The sequence below is a fragment of the Hymenobacter metallilatus genome, from assembly GCF_003944705.1.
GTDB lineage: Bacteria > Bacteroidota > Bacteroidia > Cytophagales > Hymenobacteraceae > Hymenobacter > Hymenobacter metallilatus.
The window spans coordinates 57,959-80,261 of sequence record NZ_RWIS01000002.1 but is presented as its reverse complement, the minus strand read 5'-3'; the positions used below and the strand labels follow the sequence as shown (position 1 = coordinate 80,261).

At 61.4% G+C, this 22,303-nt stretch carries 13 protein-coding genes; 7 read left to right on the top strand and 6 right to left on the bottom strand.

Translation table 11 applies throughout. The features are described from left to right. The first annotated feature begins 33 nt into the window (after window positions 1-33). Window positions 34-1,020: an XdhC family protein gene (locus EI290_RS03690; protein WP_125426897.1), complete on the top strand. Its 987-nt coding sequence runs from the start codon at window positions 34-36 to the stop codon at window positions 1,018-1,020. A 135-nt stretch (window positions 1,021-1,155) separates the two neighbouring features. Here the strand turns inward: EI290_RS03690 and EI290_RS03685 are convergent, their stop codons facing one another. The 4 genes from EI290_RS03685 to EI290_RS03670 form a co-directional block, all read right to left on the bottom strand. Next, on the bottom strand, window positions 1,156-1,761 hold the full coding sequence (locus EI290_RS03685) for a DUF4136 domain-containing protein (RefSeq protein WP_185816833.1): 606 nt from the start codon (window positions 1,759-1,761) through the stop codon (window positions 1,156-1,158). A 172-nt stretch (window positions 1,762-1,933) separates the two neighbouring features. Continuing rightward, a complete protein-coding gene (locus EI290_RS03680) occupies window positions 1,934-2,395 on the bottom strand; it encodes a GNAT family N-acetyltransferase (RefSeq protein ID WP_125426893.1) in 462 nt (153 codons plus the stop codon). Window positions 2,396-2,463: 68 nt separating this feature from the next. After that, window positions 2,464-2,934, bottom strand: coding sequence for a hypothetical protein (locus tag EI290_RS03675; protein WP_125426891.1), 471 nt, complete (start codon window positions 2,932-2,934; stop codon window positions 2,464-2,466). Window positions 2,935-2,976: 42 nt separating this feature from the next. Continuing rightward, window positions 2,977-4,860, bottom strand: coding sequence for an ABC transporter ATP-binding protein (locus tag EI290_RS03670; protein ID WP_125426889.1), 1,884 nt, complete (start codon window positions 4,858-4,860; stop codon window positions 2,977-2,979). A 140-nt stretch (window positions 4,861-5,000) separates the two neighbouring features. On the opposite strand from EI290_RS03670, the gene EI290_RS03665 reads away from it, so the two are divergent. Further along, window positions 5,001-6,497: a hypothetical protein gene (locus EI290_RS03665; RefSeq protein WP_125426887.1), complete on the top strand. Its 1,497-nt coding sequence runs from the start codon at window positions 5,001-5,003 to the stop codon at window positions 6,495-6,497. Window positions 6,498-6,720: 223 nt separating this feature from the next. Here EI290_RS03665 and EI290_RS03660 read toward each other — a convergent pair whose 3' ends face one another. Continuing rightward, entirely contained in the window at window positions 6,721-8,418 is a 1,698-nt protein-coding gene (locus tag EI290_RS03660; protein WP_125426885.1) for a catalase, read from the bottom strand. Window positions 8,419-8,638: 220 nt separating this feature from the next. Beyond that, a complete protein-coding gene (locus tag EI290_RS03655; protein ID WP_125426883.1) occupies window positions 8,639-10,291 on the bottom strand; it encodes an SBBP repeat-containing protein in 1,653 nt (550 codons plus the stop codon). A gap of 384 nt (window positions 10,292-10,675) precedes the next feature. Here EI290_RS03655 and EI290_RS03650 point away from each other — a divergent pair, with 384 nt between their 5' ends. From EI290_RS03650 to EI290_RS03630, 5 genes are all read left to right on the top strand, one after another. Beyond that, window positions 10,676-11,884 carry an MFS transporter gene (locus EI290_RS03650; protein ID WP_246008840.1) on the top strand — a complete coding sequence of 403 codons (1,209 nt, stop codon included), beginning with the start codon at window positions 10,676-10,678 and terminating at the stop codon, window positions 11,882-11,884. Window positions 11,885-12,003: 119 nt separating this feature from the next. Beyond that, window positions 12,004-14,013, top strand: coding sequence for a transglutaminase domain-containing protein (locus EI290_RS03645; RefSeq protein WP_125426881.1), 2,010 nt, complete (start codon window positions 12,004-12,006; stop codon window positions 14,011-14,013). 212 nt (window positions 14,014-14,225) lie between these two features. Then, entirely contained in the window at window positions 14,226-16,265 is a 2,040-nt protein-coding gene (locus tag EI290_RS03640) for a DUF3857 domain-containing protein (RefSeq protein ID WP_125426879.1), read from the top strand. A 6-nt stretch (window positions 16,266-16,271) separates the two neighbouring features. After that, window positions 16,272-18,227 (top strand): DUF3857 domain-containing protein, encoded by a 1,956-nt coding sequence (locus EI290_RS03635; protein ID WP_125426877.1) that lies wholly within the window; start codon window positions 16,272-16,274, stop codon window positions 18,225-18,227. Window positions 18,228-18,699: 472 nt separating this feature from the next. After that, the gene (locus EI290_RS03630) at window positions 18,700-22,287 is read left to right on the top strand and encodes a reprolysin-like metallopeptidase (protein WP_125426875.1); all 3,588 of its coding nucleotides are present in this window, start codon (window positions 18,700-18,702) and stop codon (window positions 22,285-22,287) included. Window positions 22,288-22,303: the final 16 nt, after the last annotated feature.

Below are 22,303 nucleotides of genomic sequence, written 5' to 3'. Positions count from 1 at the left end.
GAACTCCCTCCTACTCCGGCCAGTTATCCTGCTGTGGATATTCTGACTGCTACGCCAGCTACTCCGCGTGATATGCTGGTGTGGCAGCACGCGGCCGTAAATTTGCGCGCCGGCATTCCGGTAGCTTTGCTGTGCGTGCTGCAAAGTGTGGGCAGCAGCCCCGGTCGGCAGGGCTTCAAAATGACGGTAACGGCCGGCAGCCTGGCTGGGTCCATCGGGGGCGGCATTATGGAGCATAAGTTTGTGGAGCTGGCCCGCACCTTGCTGCGCCAGCCCGGCTTTGCCCCGGTACTCCGTCACCAGGTTCACCGGCGGGAGGCTCCCTCCAACCGCTCGGGTATGATCTGCTCGGGTGAGCAGTGGGTGCTGCTGCTGCCCCTCAGCGCCGCCGACCTACCCGTTATCAGCCGTGTTAAACAGCAACTGCGCGGGCCAGGCCGTAGTCGGCTTTGGCTGACGGCCCGTGGGGGCGTGCAGGTGGAGGAGCTGGCCCCGCCCGGCCCGCATTGTAGCGTACAGCTGGGTTCCGACTGGGCATACTCGGAGCAAATAGGTTTCCGCGACCAGGCTACCATTGTGGGAGCCGGGCACGTAGCCCTGGCCTTGTCGCGGGTGCTGGCCTCCCTGGAATTCGACCTGACGGTGCTGGACGACCGGCCGGGGTTGAATACCCATTTGCTTAACCCGTTTGCGCACTATAAGCGCACGGTGCAGTATGAGCAGCTGCCCCAGGAAATTCCGGCCGGCCCGCACCAATACGTGATTCTGATGACGTTCGGGTACCGCTCCGACCTGGTGGCATTGCGGGCCTTACTGCAGCACCCGGTGCGCTACCTGGGCGTGATGGGCAGCCAGGCCAAAATTGCCGAAATGATGGCCGTGCTTCGGGCGGAAGGCGTTTCGGAGCAGGACCTGGCCCGGGTACACGCGCCCATTGGGCTGCCCATCAACAGCCGCACCCCCGAGGAAATAGCCATTAGCATTGCCGCCGAGCTAATTCGGGAGCGAAACACACCGTAAGCACAAGCCATCAGCAGGCACAGCCCGAAGAGGAGCGGCGGCTCACGCATCCGCGGATGGTTACCTCCGCACGCGGGCCGCAGCCAAGCCTTGGGGTATTGGTGCCGGCGGCGTAGGCCCAGCACTTGTTCTGCACTAGTCGTCGCCCTCACTGGCCGTATTTTGCCCACTGAGGTAGCCTTCGGTGAAGATATGATACTGGTCGAAGATAGAACGGACGGAACGGCGGAGCACAATTTCGCCCTGGGGCCCGGCCGGCACACTCACTCCGGAAGCGTACCCGTTCCAGACGGCCCGATTGGTGCGGTTATCAATCAGCGTAACCAGCAAAGTGCCTTCCGACAGGATAAGCCGTACCGGCTGGTAGCCTTTGCGGTTTTCCTTCGGTGTGTCCTCATCCTCGGTGTAGCCGGCTTTCACCCAGCGCGAAAAATCTTCCTGGGCGTAGCCCCGAAACCGCATGTCCCCCTCGAACAGCCGGAAGTTCACCAGCAGGTCGGGGCGGCGGCGCACGGAGCGGTACCCTTGAATTTTGAGCCGGTTCTGAATGGCCTCGCGCACTGCCGTACCCAGCCGGCTGGTATCGGAGTTGATACCGTCGCCACTGATGAACTCATAGGTGCGGTAGCGCCGGAACTGCCCGGCATAGCTGTAATCGGATTCTACGCGGGCTTCGCGTGACATCAGGCAGCCCGATAGCAACATGCTGCCACCAGCCAACAGAGTAACATACCATTTCATAGGCGCTTGGGAAGTAAGAAGGACGTACCAACTAAAATACGAAAATCCCGGCGCTAATCGATTGGCTATCAGCCGAAAAAATTCATAAATTCTTTTCATGCCTCCCACCTCGCCCAGCTAAAACGGCCTGGAGCCGCTGCTATCCTGTTTATGGCAGTAACTGCCGCCCTTTTCAGGTAGAAAGGTCCAGGCTTTTTTCCAGTACAATGGTCAGCCCATGCTGGCCCTGCAGGGTACCAACTATATCAAAGCCCTGCCGCAGGTTTAGCAGCAGCATGGCGCGCCACCGGTTGTAGGTCTGGGTGCGGATGCGCTGGTAGCCCTGCTCAGCACACCAGGCATGTTGCCGGCGCATGAGCTCAGCAGCAATGCCCTGGCCCCGATACTCGGGATGCACGCCGCCCAGCCAGCTGTAGTAATGGCCCGGCTTTCGCTCGTAGCCCAGCTTGCAGCCAATGAGCCGTTCGTCTGTGTACGCCAGCCACGCCTGCACCGGGCCGCGCGCCTGCTGGTACTGCAGGTCGGCAGTTAATTCGGCGGCCGGGGTTTCCGGGAAAACAGAAGTCAGCAAAGGCAGTAGTGCAACGTGCAACGACTCGGCTGCCAAGGTCAGGACGAATTGGATTTTCACCATCAGGCAAAAGTAATATTCCCGCTTATCGTTACTCAGCAATGTGCAGGTAGAATCCGGACAGGTTGCTGCTACGGCTTATTTGCCAGGGTATTTTTCACTTGCTCTACACAACCAATCCACTCCTTGTATCCCTTCATATGCCATGCAATACGTGCATCAAACGTAGTAGCACTGCCTGCTGGCGGGACGTAGACTATACAACCTTGCTGCTCAAAAAAGTCAGCGTAATTACGTATCTGAGCAAGTTTGGAAGAGGTGTCTCTATTCCCACCTAACTCTAGCCAAACAGTATCCTTCCAGAATTCAAAACTGAACCATACATTCTCACTATCAGCGTGCAGCCTGAAGTGTTTCTCGGGAAACTCTTTATCCAGACATTCAATTTCTCGTTCCAAAAAATGCCCACCAGAGCTGACAGAATTTGAGTCGTACACCTCGGGGTATTTCTGTATCAACTTAGCGGCCACAGCTTTATTGAGTGCAAGAGCGGCTTCAGTGCTTACTTTGATTACTCTATCGAAAGAAAGATCGTAGGCCATCAGGCAGGCGGATAGAAGAGGTAAGGAGTGACATAATTTATCTTACTGATACCCGGCGGCCTGCAGGCGGAACAGCTCGGCGTAGCGGCCACCGCGGGCTAGCAGCTGCTCGTGGCTCCCAATTTCCTGAAACTGCCCGTTTTCGATAACCAGAATCCGGTCGGCCATGCGCACGGTGCTGAAGCGGTGGCTGATAAGCACGGCGGTTTTGCCCTGGGTCAGCTCCTTGAAACGCTGAAACACCTCGTACTCGGCGCGGGCATCGAGGGCGGCGGTGGGCTCATCGAGAATCAGCAGCTGGGCGTCGCGCATGTAGGCCCGGCCGAGGGCAATTTTCTGCCACTCGCCCCCACTCAGGTCCACGCCCCCGTTGAAGCGGCGGCCAATCATCTGCTCGTAGCCCTGGGGCAGCTTGGCAATAACGGAATCGGCGAGGCTTTGCTGGGCCGCCTGCTCGATGCGCGGCTGGTTTTCCTTCTCCTCGATGCGGCCCACGGCCAGATTCTGACCAGCCGGCAGCTGAAAGCGCACGAAATCCTGGAAAATCACCCCAATTTCCTGGCGTAGCTCGGCGGGGTCGTACTCGCGCAGGTCGTAGCCATCGAGCAGGATGCGCCCTTCGGTGGGGTCGTAGAGGCGAGCCAGCAGCTTGACGAGGGTAGTTTTGCCGGCTCCGTTTTCGCCTACCAGCGCCAGCTTCTCGCCGGCCTGCAGCTGAAAGTTTAGGTTACGTAACGCCCATTTTTCGGCAGTACGGTATTTGAAGCCCACGTTTTCGAACGTAAACCCTTGTTTGATTGGCCGGGGAAACGGTATTGGTCTTTCCCCGGTAAGCTCTTGCCGCACAATACGCGGCCGCAGCGCAAAGAAGTCGAAGAAATCCTGCAGGTAGAGGGCACCTTCAGCCACCGAGCTGAACCGGCTCAGAATACCCTCCAGCAGCCCCCGCATCCGGGCAAAGGAGCCGGCCAGAAACGTGAGCTGCCCAATACTGACGCGCCCGTACACGGTTTGGGTGATGATGTACACGTAGGCTGCGTAGTAGCCGGCCGCGCCCACCGCCGCGAAGAACGTACCCCATCCGGCCCGCTTGATTACCAGACTTTTGTTCTGCCGGTAAAACTCATCCGACAGCGTACGAAACCGGTCAATCAGAAACCCCGAGAGACCAAAAATCTTGACTTCCTTGGCCGTTTCGTCGGAAGCGCCGGTCTGGCGCAGGTAGTCCAACTCGCGCCGCTCGGGCGTCCAGCCGTGTACCAGTGAGTAGCTCCGCTCGTTGAAGTGACTTTCACCCAGAAACGCAGGCACCACGGCCACCAGCAACAGCAGCAGCAGCCAGGGGTTGAAGGCCACCAGTCCCACGGCCAGGAAACCCATGGTTATAACATCCTGGGCCTGACCAAGCACCTGGGCCATGAGCACGGTGCGCGAGAGGGTCTGGCGGCGGGCCCGCTCCAGCTTGTCGTAGAAGTTGCTGTCCTCGAACTGGTCCAGGTCCAGCTCGGCGGCGTGCTGCATCAGCCGGATGGAGCTCTGGTTGGCAAACAGGTCGCCGAGCAGCGAATCGAGCAGAGCCACGCCCCGACCCAGGGCATCCGACAGCACCGCCAACCCGAACTCCAGAGCCACGAGCATCAGTACCGGCGTAAGCTGGCGGGCGTCGGCGGGCTGACGGCTCAGGTGCACCACTGCATCAAGAATCAGCTGGCCCACATAGAGCATGGCTACGGGCAAGGCCGCCCGCAACAGGCGCAGGGCCACGTTGCCGAGGGTGAGGGCCGGGCTGGTTTGCCAGATCAGGCGCAAAAAGGCCGGCAGATTGCGCAAAGCCGAAAACCGCTCCTTCACCGTGAGGCTGGGCTTACCGTCGGGGCGGGGCTTTTTGGCGGATATCGTAGAGAAGAAGGAATCGGAACGAGCCATAGAACCGGCTATACGACATACTTCGGGCCGGAGTGCATGAGCAGCCGTTTTGGCAGGAGTTGCCCTGTTCGGGCCACCAGGCCCCACCCGTTCTGACGCAGCAACGTACTTTTACCGTTCTATCTGCCGTTTTCCTGCTTATGCTGCATAGCATTCTGTTTGCTCCCTTCACCGATGCGGCCCTGCAGGCCCGCTACGAGGCTACATTGGCGCTGCTTACGGCGGCCGGTACGCAGGGTATCTTACTCGGCAACCTGCCACTGCCGTCCCATACGCTGCCGGCCGTGCTGGTGCAGCCGGGGAGCGTAGCCGTGTTGCTGTTGGCAGCGGGGGGCGGCTTGCTAACGGTGCCGGCCCTGGAGGCAGGTGGCTGGCTGCTGGATAATAAGCCGTGGGCCATCGAGGAGGAAGCAGCCAATCCGCTGGAGCGGTTCCGGCAGCAGCGCGCGGAACTGGCAAGGTGGCTGGCCCAGCAGCCAGAGCTGCCGCAACCCATCCAGGAAAACGATGTGGCGGGGCTGCTGGTGTTTGAGCCAGCGGTACACCTTGATGCCCGCGCCGAAGCCCAGTTGGCTCACCTGCCCGCTGCCGACGACTTTCAGCTGGTACCCCAGCTGGCTCAGCTACCCCGCCGCCTGGCCCAGCTACCGGTGCGGCTGCGGCTTCCGGCAGCCGCCCTGGCCGAGTGGGCGGAGGCCTTGGTACAGTACGGCCCCGAACCGCCTCAGCCCACCGAAGACCAGCCGCCGGAAGCGGCCCCAGTAGGCTTTTGGGCGCACAAAGCCCGGCAACTCTGGGGTTGGCTAGGGGCCGAAGACGTACCCGCCGACCCACCCTACAGCACCACCCTGGCAGCCGGGGCCCCGCTGGCGAATGAGGAAGAGAAGCACCGGCTGGAACAGTTGCGGCAACAGGTATTTCGGGAGCTTCAGCAGCAGCGCCAGGCGATGGAAGCCCGCGAAGCCGAACGGGAGCAAAGCATTGCCCAGCTTCGGCAGCAGCTCCGGGACGCTCCATCGGCCACGGCCGAAGTGGCAGCCCTGCAGGCCCGGCTAGCAGCCGAAACCCAGGAAAAACAGCAGTTACAGGCCGCTATTCAAGCCTCCCGGGCCGAGGCGGAAGCCCGCAACCAAGCCCTGGATGCCCGCATTCAGCAGCTAGGTCAGCAGCTGGAACTGCTAAGCAGCCGGCCAGCAGCGGCTCTGCTGCCTACTCCCGGCAGTACTGCCGCGCCCCGTCCCGTAGCCGGTGCGCCCCGTTTCCCCGGAGCGCCTGGCTCCGCCCAACCTGCTTCCTGGCAGCTGCAGTGGCAGCGGGCGGCACTGGTATTAGCATCCGTAGTTGCGCTGGGGTCCGGATTGTGGGGGGTAAGTCAGGTGCCGGCATGGCTGAAAGCGTCCCGTCCGGAACAGACCCGCGCCCAAGCCGCTCAACCTACTCCGGCCAACGATAATGCCGAAGCCGCCGCCCCAACGCTGTTCGACATTCAACCAGACACCGTGCAGGTGGCAGACGAAGCTGCTGGTGCTGCCCAGGACTCCGTGCAGCTTACCGATGAGGCTCCGGTTGCCGAGCCACCCACCCCGGGCCAGGAGGAGGTAATGGATTCCGTTGAAACCCTACCCGAGGACATATAACCCGGTGCCCACTCTTGCTATTGGCAGCAGCAACTGAATTACGGCCGCTTGGGTATAGTACGCCAACAGGCCCCCGCCACTTCTGGCGGGGGCCTGTTTTTTCACTGGGCAGTGTAGACAGTCAAGGGAAAGACCATCATGCTGAGCGAAGTTGAAGCATGACGGCCTTTTTGATACTTTTTTGCTGACTGTCCACACAGCCTAGCTGATCAATGACCACCACCTAATACGAGGTGGCGTTTTCGGCAATGGTTTCAGTCTGCTGCACGGTATGGTTGCCGGGCTGGCCGCTCTGGCCCAGACGGCGGCCCATATAACGGCGGGTTGCGGCGCTGGGGTTTTTGGCAGCTGTAGCCAGGCTTTCGCGCAGACGGCGGCCGTACTCGGCGTCGCACTTGCTAAACAGGTCTACCATGCGGGTTTGAATTTCCTCGGTGGCAGCACTCAGGGCGTCGGTCAGGTTGTTGATGAGGTCCTGCTTTTCTTCGTCGTTGTGCAGGCGCCACCGTTCCCCGGCCTGTTTGAAGTCGATGTCGCCGCGGCGGTCAATTTTTTGGCGCACCAGCTTGGCCCGGTATTCCGGCTCGTGCTCGATTCCGGCGCGGGGGCTTTCCGTCAGGCCGTTCAGGGAGCTGGGCTCATAGTTTACGTGGGTATTCTGGTTGGGGGCCGTATCTACATGGTAAGTCATCTGGCCGTCGCGCTGGTTGGTAGCCACATGCTTTTTGGGCGCATTGATGGGCAGTTGCAGGTAGTTGGCCCCCACACGGTAGCGCTGGGTATCGGAGTAGGAGAAGGTACGGCCCTGCAGCATCTTGTCATCCGAAAAGTCCAGGCCATCTACCAGTACGCCCGTCCCAAAGGCCACCTGCTCTACCTCAGCGAAGTAGTTTTCGGGGTTGCGGTTCAGGGTCATCATGCCCACTGGCACATGTGGGAACTGATCTTCGGGCCAGAGCTTGGTGTCGTCGAGCGGGTCGAAGTCCAGCTCCGGATGCTCGTCGTCGCTCATTATTTGCACGCGCAGCTCCCACTGAGGGTAGTTGCCGCTTTCAATGGCCTCGTACAAATCCTGGGTGGCGTGGTTAAAGTTTTTGGCCTGAATGGCTTCGGCTTCGGGTTGGGTGAGGTTTTTGACGCCCTGCTGGGGCTCCCAGTGGTATTTGACCAGCACACCCACTCCTTCTTGGTTTACCCACTTGTAAGTGTTCACGCCCGAGCCCTGCATCTGGCGGTAGTTGGCCGGAATGCCCCAGGGGGAAAACAGGAAAGTGAGCATGTGCAACGACTCCGGCGTGTTGCTCATAAAATCGAAGATGCGGCCCCCATCCTGGAGGTTGGTTATCGGGTCGGGCTTAAGCGAGTGTACCATATCGGGAAACTTCATGGCATCCCGGATGAAGAACACTTTCAGATTGTTGCCTACCAGGTCCCAGTTACCGTCTTCGGTGTAAAACTTCACGGCAAAGCCCCGGGGGTCGCGCAGGGTTTCGGGTGAGTGGCCGCCGTGGATAACCGACGAAAACCGCACAAATACCGGCGTTTGCTTGCCTTTTTGGCTGAACAGCTTGGCGCGGGTATATTTTTCAATGGGCTCGTTGCCTACTTTGCCGTAGGCCTCAAATACGCCGTGGGCCCCGGCCCCGCGGGCGTGCACTACTCGCTCGGGCACCCGCTCCCGGTCGAAATGGCTGATTTTTTCAATGAACTGATAATTCTCCAGAGTAGCGGGCCCCCGGTTGCCCACGGTGCGTGTATTCTGGTTGTCATAGATAGGGTGGCCCTGACGGGTGGTCAGCGTCTGAGCATTTTCGCCAGAGGCCGTACGCTGGTCGTAGGATGTGCCGGCGCCGGTTACGGCCGTACCCGTTCCGTTGCCGGAGTGGCCGTCTTGTGCATGGTTCTGCTGTTCTTGTGCCATAGTGGATGCATGTGGAGGTGTAGGTATACTACTGGTAAGGTAAGCGGGGGGTTGGTCCAGCGGAGAATTTTTCTCCGATAGAATTTTGGCCTTTACGCAAGCTTGCCCCAGCGAGCTGGCAAATACAGCCTGCCCAAACCGCCGTTACCTACCTACCACAACGCACCGCCCGGCGTTTACGGCAAACACCGGGCGGGCCTACTCATCGGCTGAAGTGAGGCTAAGGCTGTACCAGTAGTTGCTGGCTGCCGGCGCCATCGGCCCCCTGCCACCGGAGCCAGTATCGGCCCGGGCGCAGCCCCTGCACCAGTATTGCCGCCGCCTGCGAAACCTTCAGCTGCCGGACCAAATGGCCCTGCTGGTTATAGAGGGCAGCACTGTGGGCGGTGCCCGGCAACAGTATCCGGAGGGCATCGGTGGCGGGGTTGGGATAGATGGTGGCCATAGCCGCCGGGGAGGCCGCCGCACCACGGGCAGCGGCAGTGTTCAAGCGGGCCACAAAGTAGCCGGCCGGCCCGGTTGGGGGCGCGCTTACCGTATTACCCCCAAAAATGCAGAATCCGTTGATGGGCCCGCCCACATGCAACACTGAGCCAGCATAGCCCAGCCCACTGATTTTACTGCTGGCTTCGGGGCTGCCGCTTACTACGCCCAGGCTGCCCTGACTTACACCCGAGGGCTCATAAAACCACAGCTTGCTTTGCGCGCCCAGCGTGCCGGAAGCGGCTATAGCACCGGCCGCCACTACGCTGGTGCCAGAAGCGGCAACCCGCACCGTTCCCAGAGCATCCAACAAGGGTCGCACCCAACTGGTGCTGCCGCTGGCTGCGGTATAGCTGGCCACGTAGCCGCGGGCGGTGGGTGCCAGCAGCGTGTAGGTTCCTCCGAAGGCAATAGTTCCCGAAAAGCCGCCCGTTACGTAGCAGCTGTTGCCCACCACGGCCACGCTGTGGCCGCTGGCAACATCGGTGGTATTGTTGGCCGTGGTACCCCGCAGCCATACTGCCGCCCCGGTAGTTGGGTTGAGCCGGGCCACGAACGACAGACTGGCATTGGCCGCGCCTAGTTGCAAGGTGCCCAGCTGCAGCCCCGAGTAGGCGTAGCTACCCGTAACGTAGCAGTTGCCGCTGGCATCGGTGGCCACACCGCCGCCCCTCGACTGCGTTTGGTAGAAGGCCCCGCCAGTAGGCTGAGTGCTTTGAGCCCATAATACCGAGCCACTGCCGGAATACGCCGCTACGAAAGCCGCCTGTTTCAGGGTGGTACCAATGCTCAGGCTGCCAAACTGCGCGTAGGAGCCATATGTGCCCGTAAGGAAGCAGGTGCCCGCGCTGGTTACGGCCACGCCGGCCGGCGTACAGCTGCGGCTGTTAGTGGTGCCGCCCCCGGCTCCGCGGCCCCAGCTCACGGTGCCGGTGGCCGCTGCAAATTTCAGCACGCAGGTACGGCCCGTGCCCAGACTGCCGCCCACGTACGCTACGGGCACGCCGCCAGTATTCACAGTGAGGGCTGCATCGGCGTAGGAGCCGGCCAGGTAGCCATTACCAGCCCCGTCGAGGGCCAGGCTAATGCCTTCTGCCGTAGCTCCGCTACCGCCCACCTGCCGCGCCCATTTCACGTTGCCATTGGCATCGTAGCGTACCAGAATAATATCAGAGAGGCCTACTGGGGTAAGCGTGCCGGTGAAGTAAGGAGACGAAAATGACACCGGCACGCTGAAGGAACCGGTAACCAGCGCCTCGCCGGCGGCATCGGTTACTGCATCATTCACGGTGAAGTTGGGGGCAGCTTTGGCCCATTGCCAGGAGGCTTGCGCAGTGGCCGTGCGCCACAAGCATAGGCAGCAGGCTGCCCAGAGCAGAAGTGTTTTCATAGCAGGAAATAGAGGGTTAGGGAAAACTGTTCAGGCTGACTCACACGCGCCATTTCTGTCAGCCCGGTACGCGCGAACAGTCAACCATTGTTTTTATAAATCCAAATAAACAGCAGATAAATACTATTATCAATCACATAATAAGGTGGGAATACCCAACCCTGGACTTGGTATATCCAGTTGCGGCGTAGCAACTAGGTTCTGCTGCCAGACTGCTCTACATGATTATCCGAACAGGACAGGCCTTGGATTGTCCGGAATACTCCCAGACAGTTGCCTATCGGGCTTAAAGGGTACCAGCGCCGCTGGGGCCTGGCTCAAAGGCAAGGATATCACGGGAAAAGAAGGCGTGACACCACTGGCCCCCGTATCTTTGCCTTCACAATGCCCGCTACTGTTCCGCCTTCCACTGCTGCCCCGGCCCGCCACGTGTACACCTTCGGGTTCTGGCTGATGTGCTTGTCGTCGCTCTTGTTTTTTATGAGCTTCAACATGTTGCTGCCGGAGCTACCCGACTACCTCACCCGCCTGGGCGGCGCCGACTATAAAGGGTTCATTATTGCGCTATTCACCCTCACGGCGGGTCTGTCGCGCCCGTTTAGCGGCAAGCTGGCCGATACCGTGGGGCGCATTCCGGTCATGGTGTTTGGCTCACTGGTCTGCTTTGTTTGCGGGTTCTTTTACCCGTTCACGGCCACAGTAGCGGCGTTTCTGGGGCTGCGGCTGCTGCACGGGTTCAGCACCGGCTTCAAACCCACCGGCACGGCCGCCTTCATTGCCGATATCATTCCGCTGGAGCGCCGGGGGCAGGCCATGGGGCTGCTGGGCGTGGCGGGCTCGGTGGGCATGGCAGCCGGCCCCATGCTGGGCTCCTGGCTGGCCGAGCGGTTTTCCCTGGATACCATGTTTTACTGCTCCTCGGGGCTGGCCCTGCTAAGCCTGGCCGTGCAAGGCACCATGACGGAAACGCTGCCCCCGGCCCAGCGGCAGCGCTTTAGCTGGCGGCTGCTGCGCATTGAGAGCTGGGACGAAGTGTTCGAGCCCCGGGTGCTGGCCCCAGCCGTGGCAACACTGCTGTGCCTGTTTCCATTCGGCGCCGTTCTGACGGTAATTCCCGACCAGAGCCGGGTACTAGGCCTCATTGGAGAAGATAAAGGCCTGTTTTACACCTGTTACACCGGCGCCTCGCTGGTGGTCCGCCTGGTAGCCGGCCGCACCTCCGACCGGTACGGCCGGCTACCGGTGCTTATAGGTTCTTCCATCATCATTGTGGTGGCACTGGTGGTGCTGGCCCTGGCTCATTCGGGGCCGGTATTCCTGACGGGGGCCGTGCTGTTTGGCCTGGGTACCGGCCTCAACTCCCCTACCCTCTATGCCTGGACGGTGGACCTGAGCCACCCCGAGCGGCGGGGCCGGGCCGTAGCTACCATGTACATTGCCCTGGAGGTCGGCATTGGCCTGGGCGCCCTGCTGGCCGGGTGGGTGTTTGCCAATGAGCCCGCCCACCTGCCGTTTGTGCATGGGCTGAGCGCCCTGAGCGTGTTGGCCGGGTTGGTTTACCTGCTGGTGTGGCAAAAACGCCAGACGGCGTAAGTACCCGGCCCGGCGGGCTGGTTATCCGGGGCAGGAGTGTTACCTTCGTGGTTATTCATTAGGCGGCTGCCTGTTACCACGCTATTCTTGTGTCGTCATCTTACTTCCGGACAGCTGCTATGCTGCTCCTGCTAAGTAGCCTGAACGGGCTCTGTAACCAGGTACTGGCCCAGGAGGCTCCCATCAAATTTGGCAAGCTGGAGGCCCGGGAGGCCGCCGCGCTGCTGGCCAGCCCCACCCCCGACTCGGCTGCGGCCGAGGTGCTCTGCGACTTTGGCCAGTCTACTATTCAGGGCAAGAGCGAGGGGTTTGAGCTACGGTTCGAGCGCACGGCCCGGCTACTGATCCGGCGCCCGGCCGGCTACGAGCATGCCACCGTGCGGGTACTGCTCTACCACGACCCCAAAGAAGGTCGGCGGGAGGAGATTCAGCTGCTGAAAGGCTTCACGTACAACCTAACCGGTGCCACGCTCAGCAAGGAGCCCCTGCGCACGGAGGCTGTTTTCAGCCGCAAAGTAGATGAGCGCCTGGATGAGTACGCCTTTACGCTGCCCAACGTGCGGGAAGGCTCGATTCTGGAATTTACCTACGTGGTCCGGTCGCCGTTCCTGTTCAACCTCCAGGACTGGCAGTTTCAGCAGGATATTCCGGTGCGCTGGAGCGAGTACCGCACCATTATTCCGTCTTTTTACCGCTACAAGGAGCTGAGCCGCACCTACTGGCCTTTCACCATCAACGAAACCGGCACCAAAGCCTATTCCACCACGTACCGGGAGCCCAGGCCAACAGGCTATGGCATGACGGCCGTAACGCAGGATAACTACTACAACATCACCACTATGGCCATAACCCGGCGCTGGGCTATCAAGGAGCTGCCGGCGTTTCGGGCCGAGCCCTTTATAACGACCCGGCGCGACTACCTGAGCCGGGTTGATTTCGAGCTGGAGCGTATTCAGTTCGACCCGCAGCATGACCCGCAGTTTGTGGTGGGGAGTTGGGCCGAAATTGAAAAGCAGCTACTGGAGGACGAAAAGTTTGGGCAGTATCTGAAGGCTACTACCTCCCTCAGCACCAACGCGGCGGCCCTGCGCAGCTTGCCGGCCCTTACCGAGCGGGCCCAGGCCGTGCGCCAGCTGGTGTTGCAGCAGGTAGCCTACACCAGTACCCCCGCCTACCTGGTCCGCCCCGGCAACACGGCCCGGCGCATCGTGGAGCAGCGCCAGGGCAATGCCGCCGAAGTAAACCTGCTGCTGATTGCCGCTTTGCGGGCAGCCGGCCTGGAGGCACAGCCGCTGCTGCTGAGCACCCGCCAGCACGGCCAGATACAAACGGAACTGCCCTTAGTCAGCCAGTTCAACTACGTAGTAGCCTACGTGGCCCTGCCCGACAACCAGGAGTTGCTGCTGGATGCCACCGATGCCAGCCTGCCTCCCACACTATTGCCCGAGCATTGCCTGAATGCCCAGGGCCGCCTGCTGGGCCCGGCTGGGCGCTGGGTAAACCTCATGAACACGGCCTCGCACCTGCTCTATATCCGGGCTCAGCTCACGGCCTCAACTCAGGGGGAGCTGCGGGGTACCATCCGCCAGGAGTATGCCGGCTACGCCGCCTCTGAACACCGGCGGCCCTTGCCGGAATTGCGCCAGCAATGGCAAAAAGAGCACCCCGACTGGCACATCAGCAAAGCCGAAATGAGTGCTCCCGATGTAGCTCACCCAGTGATGCTGGAGCTGACGGCTACGCTGCCCGGGGCCGAGGCCGAGGCCACCACCCTGTATCTGCGGCCGTTGCAGCACCTGCTGATGGCCGCCAATCCATTCCGACACGCGGAGCGCTCCTACCCGGTCGATTTCGCCACGGTACAGCGGGTGGAGTGCGTAACCGACCTGACCCTGCCAGCCGGCTACAAAGTGGCGGAGCTACCCACCGATATGCAGCTGGTGCTGCCCGATGGCGGGGGCCGGTTTCTGTTCAGCATCTCTCAGCCCACCGCCCACACCCTGGCCCTGGTGGGCCGGCTGCACCTGCTCAAAACGCACTACTCTGCCGCCGAATACTCGGCCATTCGGGAGCTGTACGCCAAAGCCGTAGCCAAATTTGCGGAGCCCATTGTGTTGCAGCAGCAATAAGCCGCCGGCACAGGCAGCTCACCTGCCGCCCGGGAAGTTGGAAAACTCGTCTTCACCTATTGTTCATCTTCCAAACAAATAGGATATTTCGGTTCCGATTCTCTGTCCGCTTCTATCCACGGCTATTGTAGTGCACTATTGCCTTCTCTTCTGCCACAGAAGAAGGGAATGTTCGACCCAGCATTTTCATTCCTGACTCATTATTTCTCCTCATGATTTCACCTTTACTGCGTAGGCTGCTGCTGGCGGGCGTTTGCACCGGCGCGTCCGTTTCCCTGGCTCAGGCCCAGGCCGACCCCATCAAATTCGGCAAGATTGACGAGGCGGATCTGACGCCCAAAAATTTTGCTGCCGACAGCGCGGCCGCGGCCGTAGTGCTGGCCGATTTTGGCCGCTCCCGCTTCGAGTACAACGACGGCGACTTTAAAGTGGTGTTTGAGCGGGTAACCCGTATCAAAATCCTCAAGAAAGCGGGCTACGACTATGCTACCGTGGAGGTACCCCTCTACCACAGAGCCGGCAGCGAGGAAAAGATTTCCAGCCTCAAAGGCATGACCTATAATCTGGTAAATGGGCAGGTTGTAAAGGAAAAGCTGAACTCCGACGCCATGTTCCGGGAGGAAACCACCCCCAACATTACTACCCGCAAATTTACGCTGCCCAACGTGCGGGTGGGCTCCGTGGTCGAATATACCTACGTCGTAACCTCGCCGTTCACCTTCAACTTCCAGGACTGGACGTTTCAGCGGGATATTCCGGTGCGCTGGAGCGAGTACCGGGCGGCCATTCCGGAGTATTTCGACTACAAGATGCTGATGCAGGGCTACGAGCCCCTGGAGGTGCAGGAGCGCAACGAAGGCGTTACCCAGTACAACATCACCTGGTCGTCGAGCATGGAATACGGACGCCGCTCCTCGGGCGGGGCGCAGGTGGTTACGCCTCGGGTAACCAACCACCGCTGGGCCATGAAAAATGTGCCGGCTCTGCGGGCCGAACCTTACATGACCACCACGGCCGACTACGAAGCTAAAATTGACTTTGAGCTGGCCGGGATAAAGTGGCCTGATGAGCCCTACACGGCGGTAGCCAATTCCTGGGAGAAAATTGACCGGGAACTACTCAACAGTGACAATTTCGGGGGGCAATTGAGCCGGCCGGCTTTCCTGAAAGAGCAGATGACTGCCCTGCTGGCCCAGCACACCGAGCCGGCTGCCCGCGTAGCTGCCATTCATGACCTGGTGCGCCGCAGCGTGAAGCACAACGGCAGCAACAGCCTGTACGCCTCGGGCTCGGTGCGCCGCGCCTACGACCAGAAAACCGGCAGCGCTGCCGATGTGAACCTGCTGCTGATTGCCGCGCTGCGCGAGGCGGGCCTGCAGGCTAACCCCGTAGTGCTCAGCACCCGCAACCACGGCCGTCTGGAAACCAACGTACCGCTGGTGTCGCGCTTCAACTACGTGCTGGCCCACGTGGCCCTGCCCGACGGAAAATCGATGCTGGTGGATGCCACCGAAGAGCTGGCCCCCTGCGGTATGCTGCCCCCACGCTGCCTGAATGGGGTTGGCCGCTTGCTGCTGCCCCAGGAAGGAGCCTCGCACTGGATAGAGCTGAAGCCTGCCGACCGCCTGCTTTCTTACCAGCAGATTAACCTGACGGTGGATGAGAAGGGTGGCGTGAGCGGCAAAGTGCACCAGGAGCACGCCGGCTACCTGGGTCTGGCGCAGCGGGAAAAGCTGCGCAAGCTGGGTGAAAAGAAATACGTGGAGGAAATGGCCGCCGGCCACGAGGGCTGGAACATTCCGAAGTATGCTTTCAAAGAGCAGACGGCCCTGCACCGCCCGCTTACGCTGGAATTTGAGTTTGCCTCGGCCGGGGGCGAAGCTCCGGTGGGCACCATCTACCTGAGCCCTCTGCGCGACTTTGGCACCGAAAAGAACCCCTTCCTGCACGAGGACCGGCGCTTTCCGGTGGACTTTGGGGCCTCCCTGGATGAAACCCTGCTGGTGAATGTAACCCTGCCCGCCGGCTATGAGCTGGAGGAAACCCCCAAGGCCATGGCCATGGAGCTGCCCGAGGGTGGCGGCCGCTTCACGTATGCTGTGCAGCCCGGCGCGGGTACCGTGCAGATTATGAGCCGCATGAGCCTGGCCCGGCCGGTGTACTCGGCGGAGGAATATGCTTACCTGCGGGAGTTTTTTGCCCGCATGATGGCCAAGCAGAGCGAGCGGCTGGTACTCAAGAAAAAAGGCTAACGGGCTATGCGTACGTTCCTTTCATTGCTGCTGGCCGGTACCGGCTGCCTCCTGCTGCCCACCGCCCCGGCCTGGGCCTACGGTCCGGCGCCTAAATATGCCGTAGCCGACCTGCCCGCTCCCCTGCGCGAAAACGCCCACGCTGTTATTCGGCGGCAGGAAGAAGCACTACTGGTAAAATCGGTGGGGCGCACCGTGGAAACCACCCGCCGCGCCGTTACCATTCTGGATGAGGTGGGGGCCCGCTGGGCCTCGGAGCTGGTGTACTACAGCTCCCTCAACACCATCAGCTACTTTCGGGGGGCGGTATACGATGCCGCCGGCCGCCAGCTGCGGCAGCTGCGGAGCCAGGATATCCACGACATCAGCCTCTCGGATGGGTTTAGCCTGGCTACCGATGCCCGGGGCCGCGTGGCCGACCTCAGCCAGCCCACCTACCCCTACACGGTGGAGTTTGAGTACGAGGTGGTATCCGATAACCCGCTGTTCTACTCTACCTGGCGGCCCCAGCCGGTGGAGCAGCTGGCCGTGGAGCAGGCATCCTTTAAAGTAACCATGCCGGCCGGTATGGCCCTACGCTACCAAGAGCAGCACCTGCCCGCCGGCACAGCCCAGGCCAAGCGTACCCAGGGCAGCCAGGAGGTATACGAGTGGCAGGTGCACGACCTGGCTGCCCGCGAAGAAGAAGCCGACGCGCCCCCGGTAGCCGAGCTGACCCCGACCGTATTCACGGCGCCGGCCGAGTTTGAGGTGCAGGGCCACGCCGGCCACCTCAGCAGCTGGGCCGACCTCAGCCGCTGGACCTATGACCTGAACGCCGGCCGCGACGAGCTGCCCCCGGCCATTAAGGCTGGTATTGCAGCGCTGGTGCAGGGCGAAACCGACGAGCGGGCCAAAATCCGGAAGGTGTACCACTTTTTACAGGCTAACACCCGCTATATATCCGTGCAGCTGGGCCTGGGCGGCTGGCAGACTTTCCCCGCCTCGTCGGTGGCGGCCAACGGCTACGGCGACTGTAAGGCGCTGACCAACTACTGCAAGGCCCTGCTGGGGGCCGCCGGCATCAAGGCCCACGCGGCGCTGGTGAAGGCGGGCTCCGATGAGCAGGACGTTCTTACCAGTTTTCCCAGCTCCCAGTTCAACCACGTGGTGCTGTGCGTGCCCCTGGCCCAGAGCGCCCGGCCCGATACCGTGTGGCTGGAATGCACCAGCCAGACTAACCCGTTTGGGTACATGGGGGGATTCACGGGCAACCGCCACGCCCTGCTGCTGTTGCCCGAGGGCGGCAAGCTGATTCCGACGCCGCGCTACGGTGCCGCCGAAAACCGCCGGGAGCGGCTGGCCAACGTGTTTCTGGATGTGAACGGCGACGCCACCGCCACGCTGCGCACCCTCCGAACGGGCCTGGAGTACGACGGCGTATCCGGACTGCCGGGCCTGGAACTGGCCGAGCAGAAAAAGCGCATCAGCAACCGGCTGGCCCTGCCCAACTTCACCCTGAACAAAGTAGCCTTCAAGCATTCCGGTCCGGAAGCGGCCGTGCCCAGCCTCACCGAGAATCTGGCGCTGACCATGCCGGCCCTAGCCCCGCCCAGCGGCAAGCGGGTGTTCATCACGCCCAACCTGCTCAGCCGCATGGCCCCGCCCCAGGCCACCGTGGGGGAACGGCAAACCGACCTGTGGCTGGACCACGCCTTCACCCAACAGGATACTGTGGTATTGCACCTGCCGGCCAGCCTGCGCCCCGAGCAGCTGCCGGCGCCCGTGCAGCTCACCACGCCATTTGGCACCTACAGCAGCCAGCTGCTGACCCTGCCCGATGGCAGTATCCGCTACGTGCGCCGCCTGGTGATGCCCCGGACCCGGTTTGCCCGCACCGACTATCCGGCCTATCTGGAGTTTCGGCGCAAAGTGAGTGCCGCCGATAAAGCCCAGCTCGTGCTGTTGAAAACGGATGCGTAGCCAACGCACGTTTTACTTGCCACCTATTACCCGCTGCCACTGGCAGCGGGTAATTTTTTGCTAGGTATATGGGGCGGCCGGGACTCCAAGGAGCTGTTTAGGAAGTCTGGCGGAACCTCTCTGAACACTATGCGGAGTGAGGTGGAGCATCTTTCCTGCTTCGTCTTCACACCTGGGGTAGCCGGCGGGAGAGATGCTTCAACGAGCGGCCACCGGATAGCGCACAACGGACTTTCAACTCCCTGAATATATTTATATGATTTTTACGATATAATTAGCCCTCAGGCCTGATAATTTCCCACTAAACTGTGCCCTATTTTGCTAGTTATCCTTCAGTATCAGCCAAATTATCAACGAATACTCAAAATATATCTTTCTTAACCGTCCGCATCCCTAACCAAAAATTCTAACTTGGGGCGCTCTATTTTTCCCTTCCCTCCCCATCGGTTTTCTCTTCTTTCATTCTTATACGATGCAAAAAACATTTACTTTTTCTCCTGGGGCATGGCGGCCGTTGCTGGCTGGTAGCCTGCTGGTGGCAGGCCTGGGTGCCGCCACTACGGCATCGGCCCAACGGGTGCTGTGGGCCGATGCGCCGCAGCTGCCCGCCTCTGCCCGACAAGCCACGCAGCCCCTGTCGCACTTCCGCGCTGTTACGGTTCAGCTGGATGCGGTACGGGCTGCGCTCCAGAATGCGCCGGCGGAACGTAGCGTAAGTGCCCGCAGCTCGGCCACCGTTATTTCATTGCCCCTACCCGATGGTACCTCCCAACGGTTTCGGGTGGTGCAGGTGCCGGTGATGGCACCGGCCCTGGCAGCCAAGTATCCCAGCATCCGGACCTATGCTGCCCAGGGCATCGACGACCCGGCCGCTACGGCCCGCCTCGACCTGAGCCCCGAGGGGTTTCATGCCATGATTCTGTCGGGAGGCAGTACCGTGTACATTGACCCGGCGGAGCGGGGCAATAACACCCACCTGGTATTTGAGCGGCGCGCCATGAACCAGGGTGCTTTCCCGTTTGTGTGCTCTACTCCCTCGCCCGACGGCACCGAGCCATTGCCGGAGCTAACGGCCGCCCAGCGGGCCGCAGTAGCCAACGGCACCACCCTGCGGACCTACCGGCTGGCCCTGGCCTGCACCGGCGAGTACAGCACCTTTCACGGTGGCACCAAAGTAGGTGCCATGGCGGGCATGGTGGCCTCGGTAAACCGGGTAAGCGGAATTTACGAGAAGGAGCTGGCCGTGCGCCTGGTGATTGTGCCCAAGAATGACACGCTCATTTTCCTGGATGCCAGCACCGACCCGTATACCAACAGCAGCGGCTCGGCCATGCTCAACCAGAACCAGACTACGGTGGATGCCCGAATCGGGTCGGCTAACTACGACATTGGCCACGTGTTCAGCACGGGCGGCGGCGGGGTGGCTCAGAAGCCCTCGGTGTGCGTATCGGGTAAGGCCCGGGGCGTGACCGGCTCCTCGGTTCCCACCAACGATGCTTTCGACGTAGACTACGTGGCGCATGAAATGGGTCATCAGTTTGGGGCAGACCATACGTTCAACAGCCAGACCGGCAGCTGTGGCGGGGGCAACCGCGCCGCTGTTTCGGCCTACGAGCCGGGCTCGGGAACAACCATCATGGCCTACGCCGGCATTTGCGGGGGGGATGATATTCAGCCCAACTCCGACCCCTACTTTCACTCCCGCAGCTTCGACCAGATTGTGGCCCACATTACGGGCTTGGGCAATTGCTCGGTGAATACGGCTACCGGCAACACCCCACCCGTGGTGAATGCCGGCCGCAACTACGCCATTCCCATCAGCACGCCTTTCGTGCTGACGGGCTCGGCCACCGATGCCAATAACGATGCCCTTACTTACAGCTGGGAGCAGTACAACCTAGGCCCCGCCGGCGCACCAGCGGCAGCCACCGGCGACGCCCCTCTGTTCCGGGTTTTCTCGCCTACAAGCAGCCCTGTGCGCACTTTCCCTCGCCTGGCCGACATTCTTAACAACACCAATACCCGCGGCGAGCTGCTGCCCAGCTACGGGCGGCGGCTGATTTTCCGGCTGGTAGCCCGCGACAACCGCGTTGGCGGGGGTGGAGTTGACTACGACTCGATGAACGTGGTAATAGTACCCACGGCCGGACCGTTTGTAGTAACGGCCCCAAACACGGCTACTTCCTGGCTGGTGGGTGCACCCCAGCAGGTTACCTGGAACGTGGCCAACACGACGCAGTCCCCCATCAACGCCGCTACTGTGGACGTGCTGCTCTCCACCGATGGCGGCCTCACTTACCCCACTACCCTGCTGGCCAACACCCCCAACGATGGGTGCGAAACCGTAACGGTACCGGCCAGCGTGGCCGGCTCCACGCGGGCCCGCATTCGGGTGCAGGCAACGGGGGGTATTTTCTTTGACGTTTCCAACCTGAACTTTACGCTGGAAGCTCCCAGCGGTCCTACGTTCTTCCTGCAGGGCCCTGGCTGCTCGGCCAGCGCTTTGGCGTTTTGCCCCGGGGCCTCCGGCTCGGTTAGTGTATCAGTGGGTCAGCTCCAGAACTTCAGCGGGGCAGTGGCCTTATCGGCCACCAATCTGCCGGCCGGCGTAACCGTAACCTACGCCAGCCCCACGGTACAGGCCGGGGCCGGCACTACGGCTACGGTAAGTGCTACCAGCGCTGCCGCAGCCGGCACGTATGTTATTCGCCTGACGGGCACCAGTGGCGGCGTCACCCGTTTCCAGGACATCAGCCTTACCGTTCAGCCCTCGGCTACGCAGGCAGCCGTTATTACGGCTCCCAGCGCTACCGCCGGTCCTACTACGCTGCGGCCGGCTATTACCTGGGCAGCAGTGCCCAACGCCACTGCCTACGAAGTGCAGATTGCCTCCGACGCTGCTTTCACCAACGTTATCCAGTCGCAAACCAACCTGACGGCCACCAGCTTCACGCCGTCGGCTACGCTGCAGCCTTCTACTACCTACTACGTGCGGGTGCGGGGCCTGAGCCCCTGCGGCACGGCGCCTTTTTCGGCCGTTACCGCGTTTACTACCGGCGTACAGGCGTGCCAGAACATTGTGGCTACCAACGTACCCCGGCCCATTCCGGCGGGCTCTACGCCTACTGTTACCTCGGTTATTGCCGTATCGACTACGGAACGGGTTTCCAACATTCGCATCAGCAACCTGGCCATTACCCACCCCGATGTAAGCGAGCTGGAAATTTCGCTTACCAATCCGGCGGGTCGGCGGGTAGTGTTGTTCTCACGGGCCTGCCCCGGCACTACCAACCTGAACCTCACGTTCGATGATGCAGCCACGGCAGCTCTGGCCTGCCCGCTTAGCAGCGGCGCCACGGTGCGCCCGGCCAACTCCCTGGGCGACCTGCTGAACAGCTCTGCTGCCGGTAACTGGACCCTTACTATTTCGGACAACAACACCAGCAACGGCGGTACCCTCACGGGCTGGACGCTGGAGCTGTGCACCGTGGGCGAAGTACCGGCCGCTCCCAGCTCCCTTACTACCCTGGCTCCCACCGTTACGGCAGCTTTGGCTACCATCGACATGATCTGGCTGGATAACTCGGGCAACGAAACGGGTTTTGAGATTGAGCGTGCCCGTAGCGGCGGCAGCTTCGCCAAAATTGCTACCGTGCCCGCCAACACCACCTTCTACACCGATCAGGTAACGGCCAACGGCCCCTATTGCTACCGTGTGCGGGCCGTGAATACCACGGGTGTTTCGGGGTACTCCAATGAGAGCTGCCAGACGGTGGCCGGCATTACGGCCGTGCGCAATGCGGCGTTGCTGCAAGGCATTGAGGTGGCTCCGAACCCCAGCGCTGGTGTTTTCAACGTCCGCATCGACAATGCCCAGCGCGGCAGCATTACGCTGCGGGTAACCGACGCCCTGGGCCGCCAGGTACAAGCCCAGACGCTCACTAAAGGGGCCGCTGCCCTTCAGCTGCCCCTGGACCTGAGTGCGTTGAGCACCGGCGTATATACCCTGCACTTCGATATGCCCAACGGCTCAACGGTAGTCCGCCTGCTGAAAGAGTAGAACGGATTCCTGTACC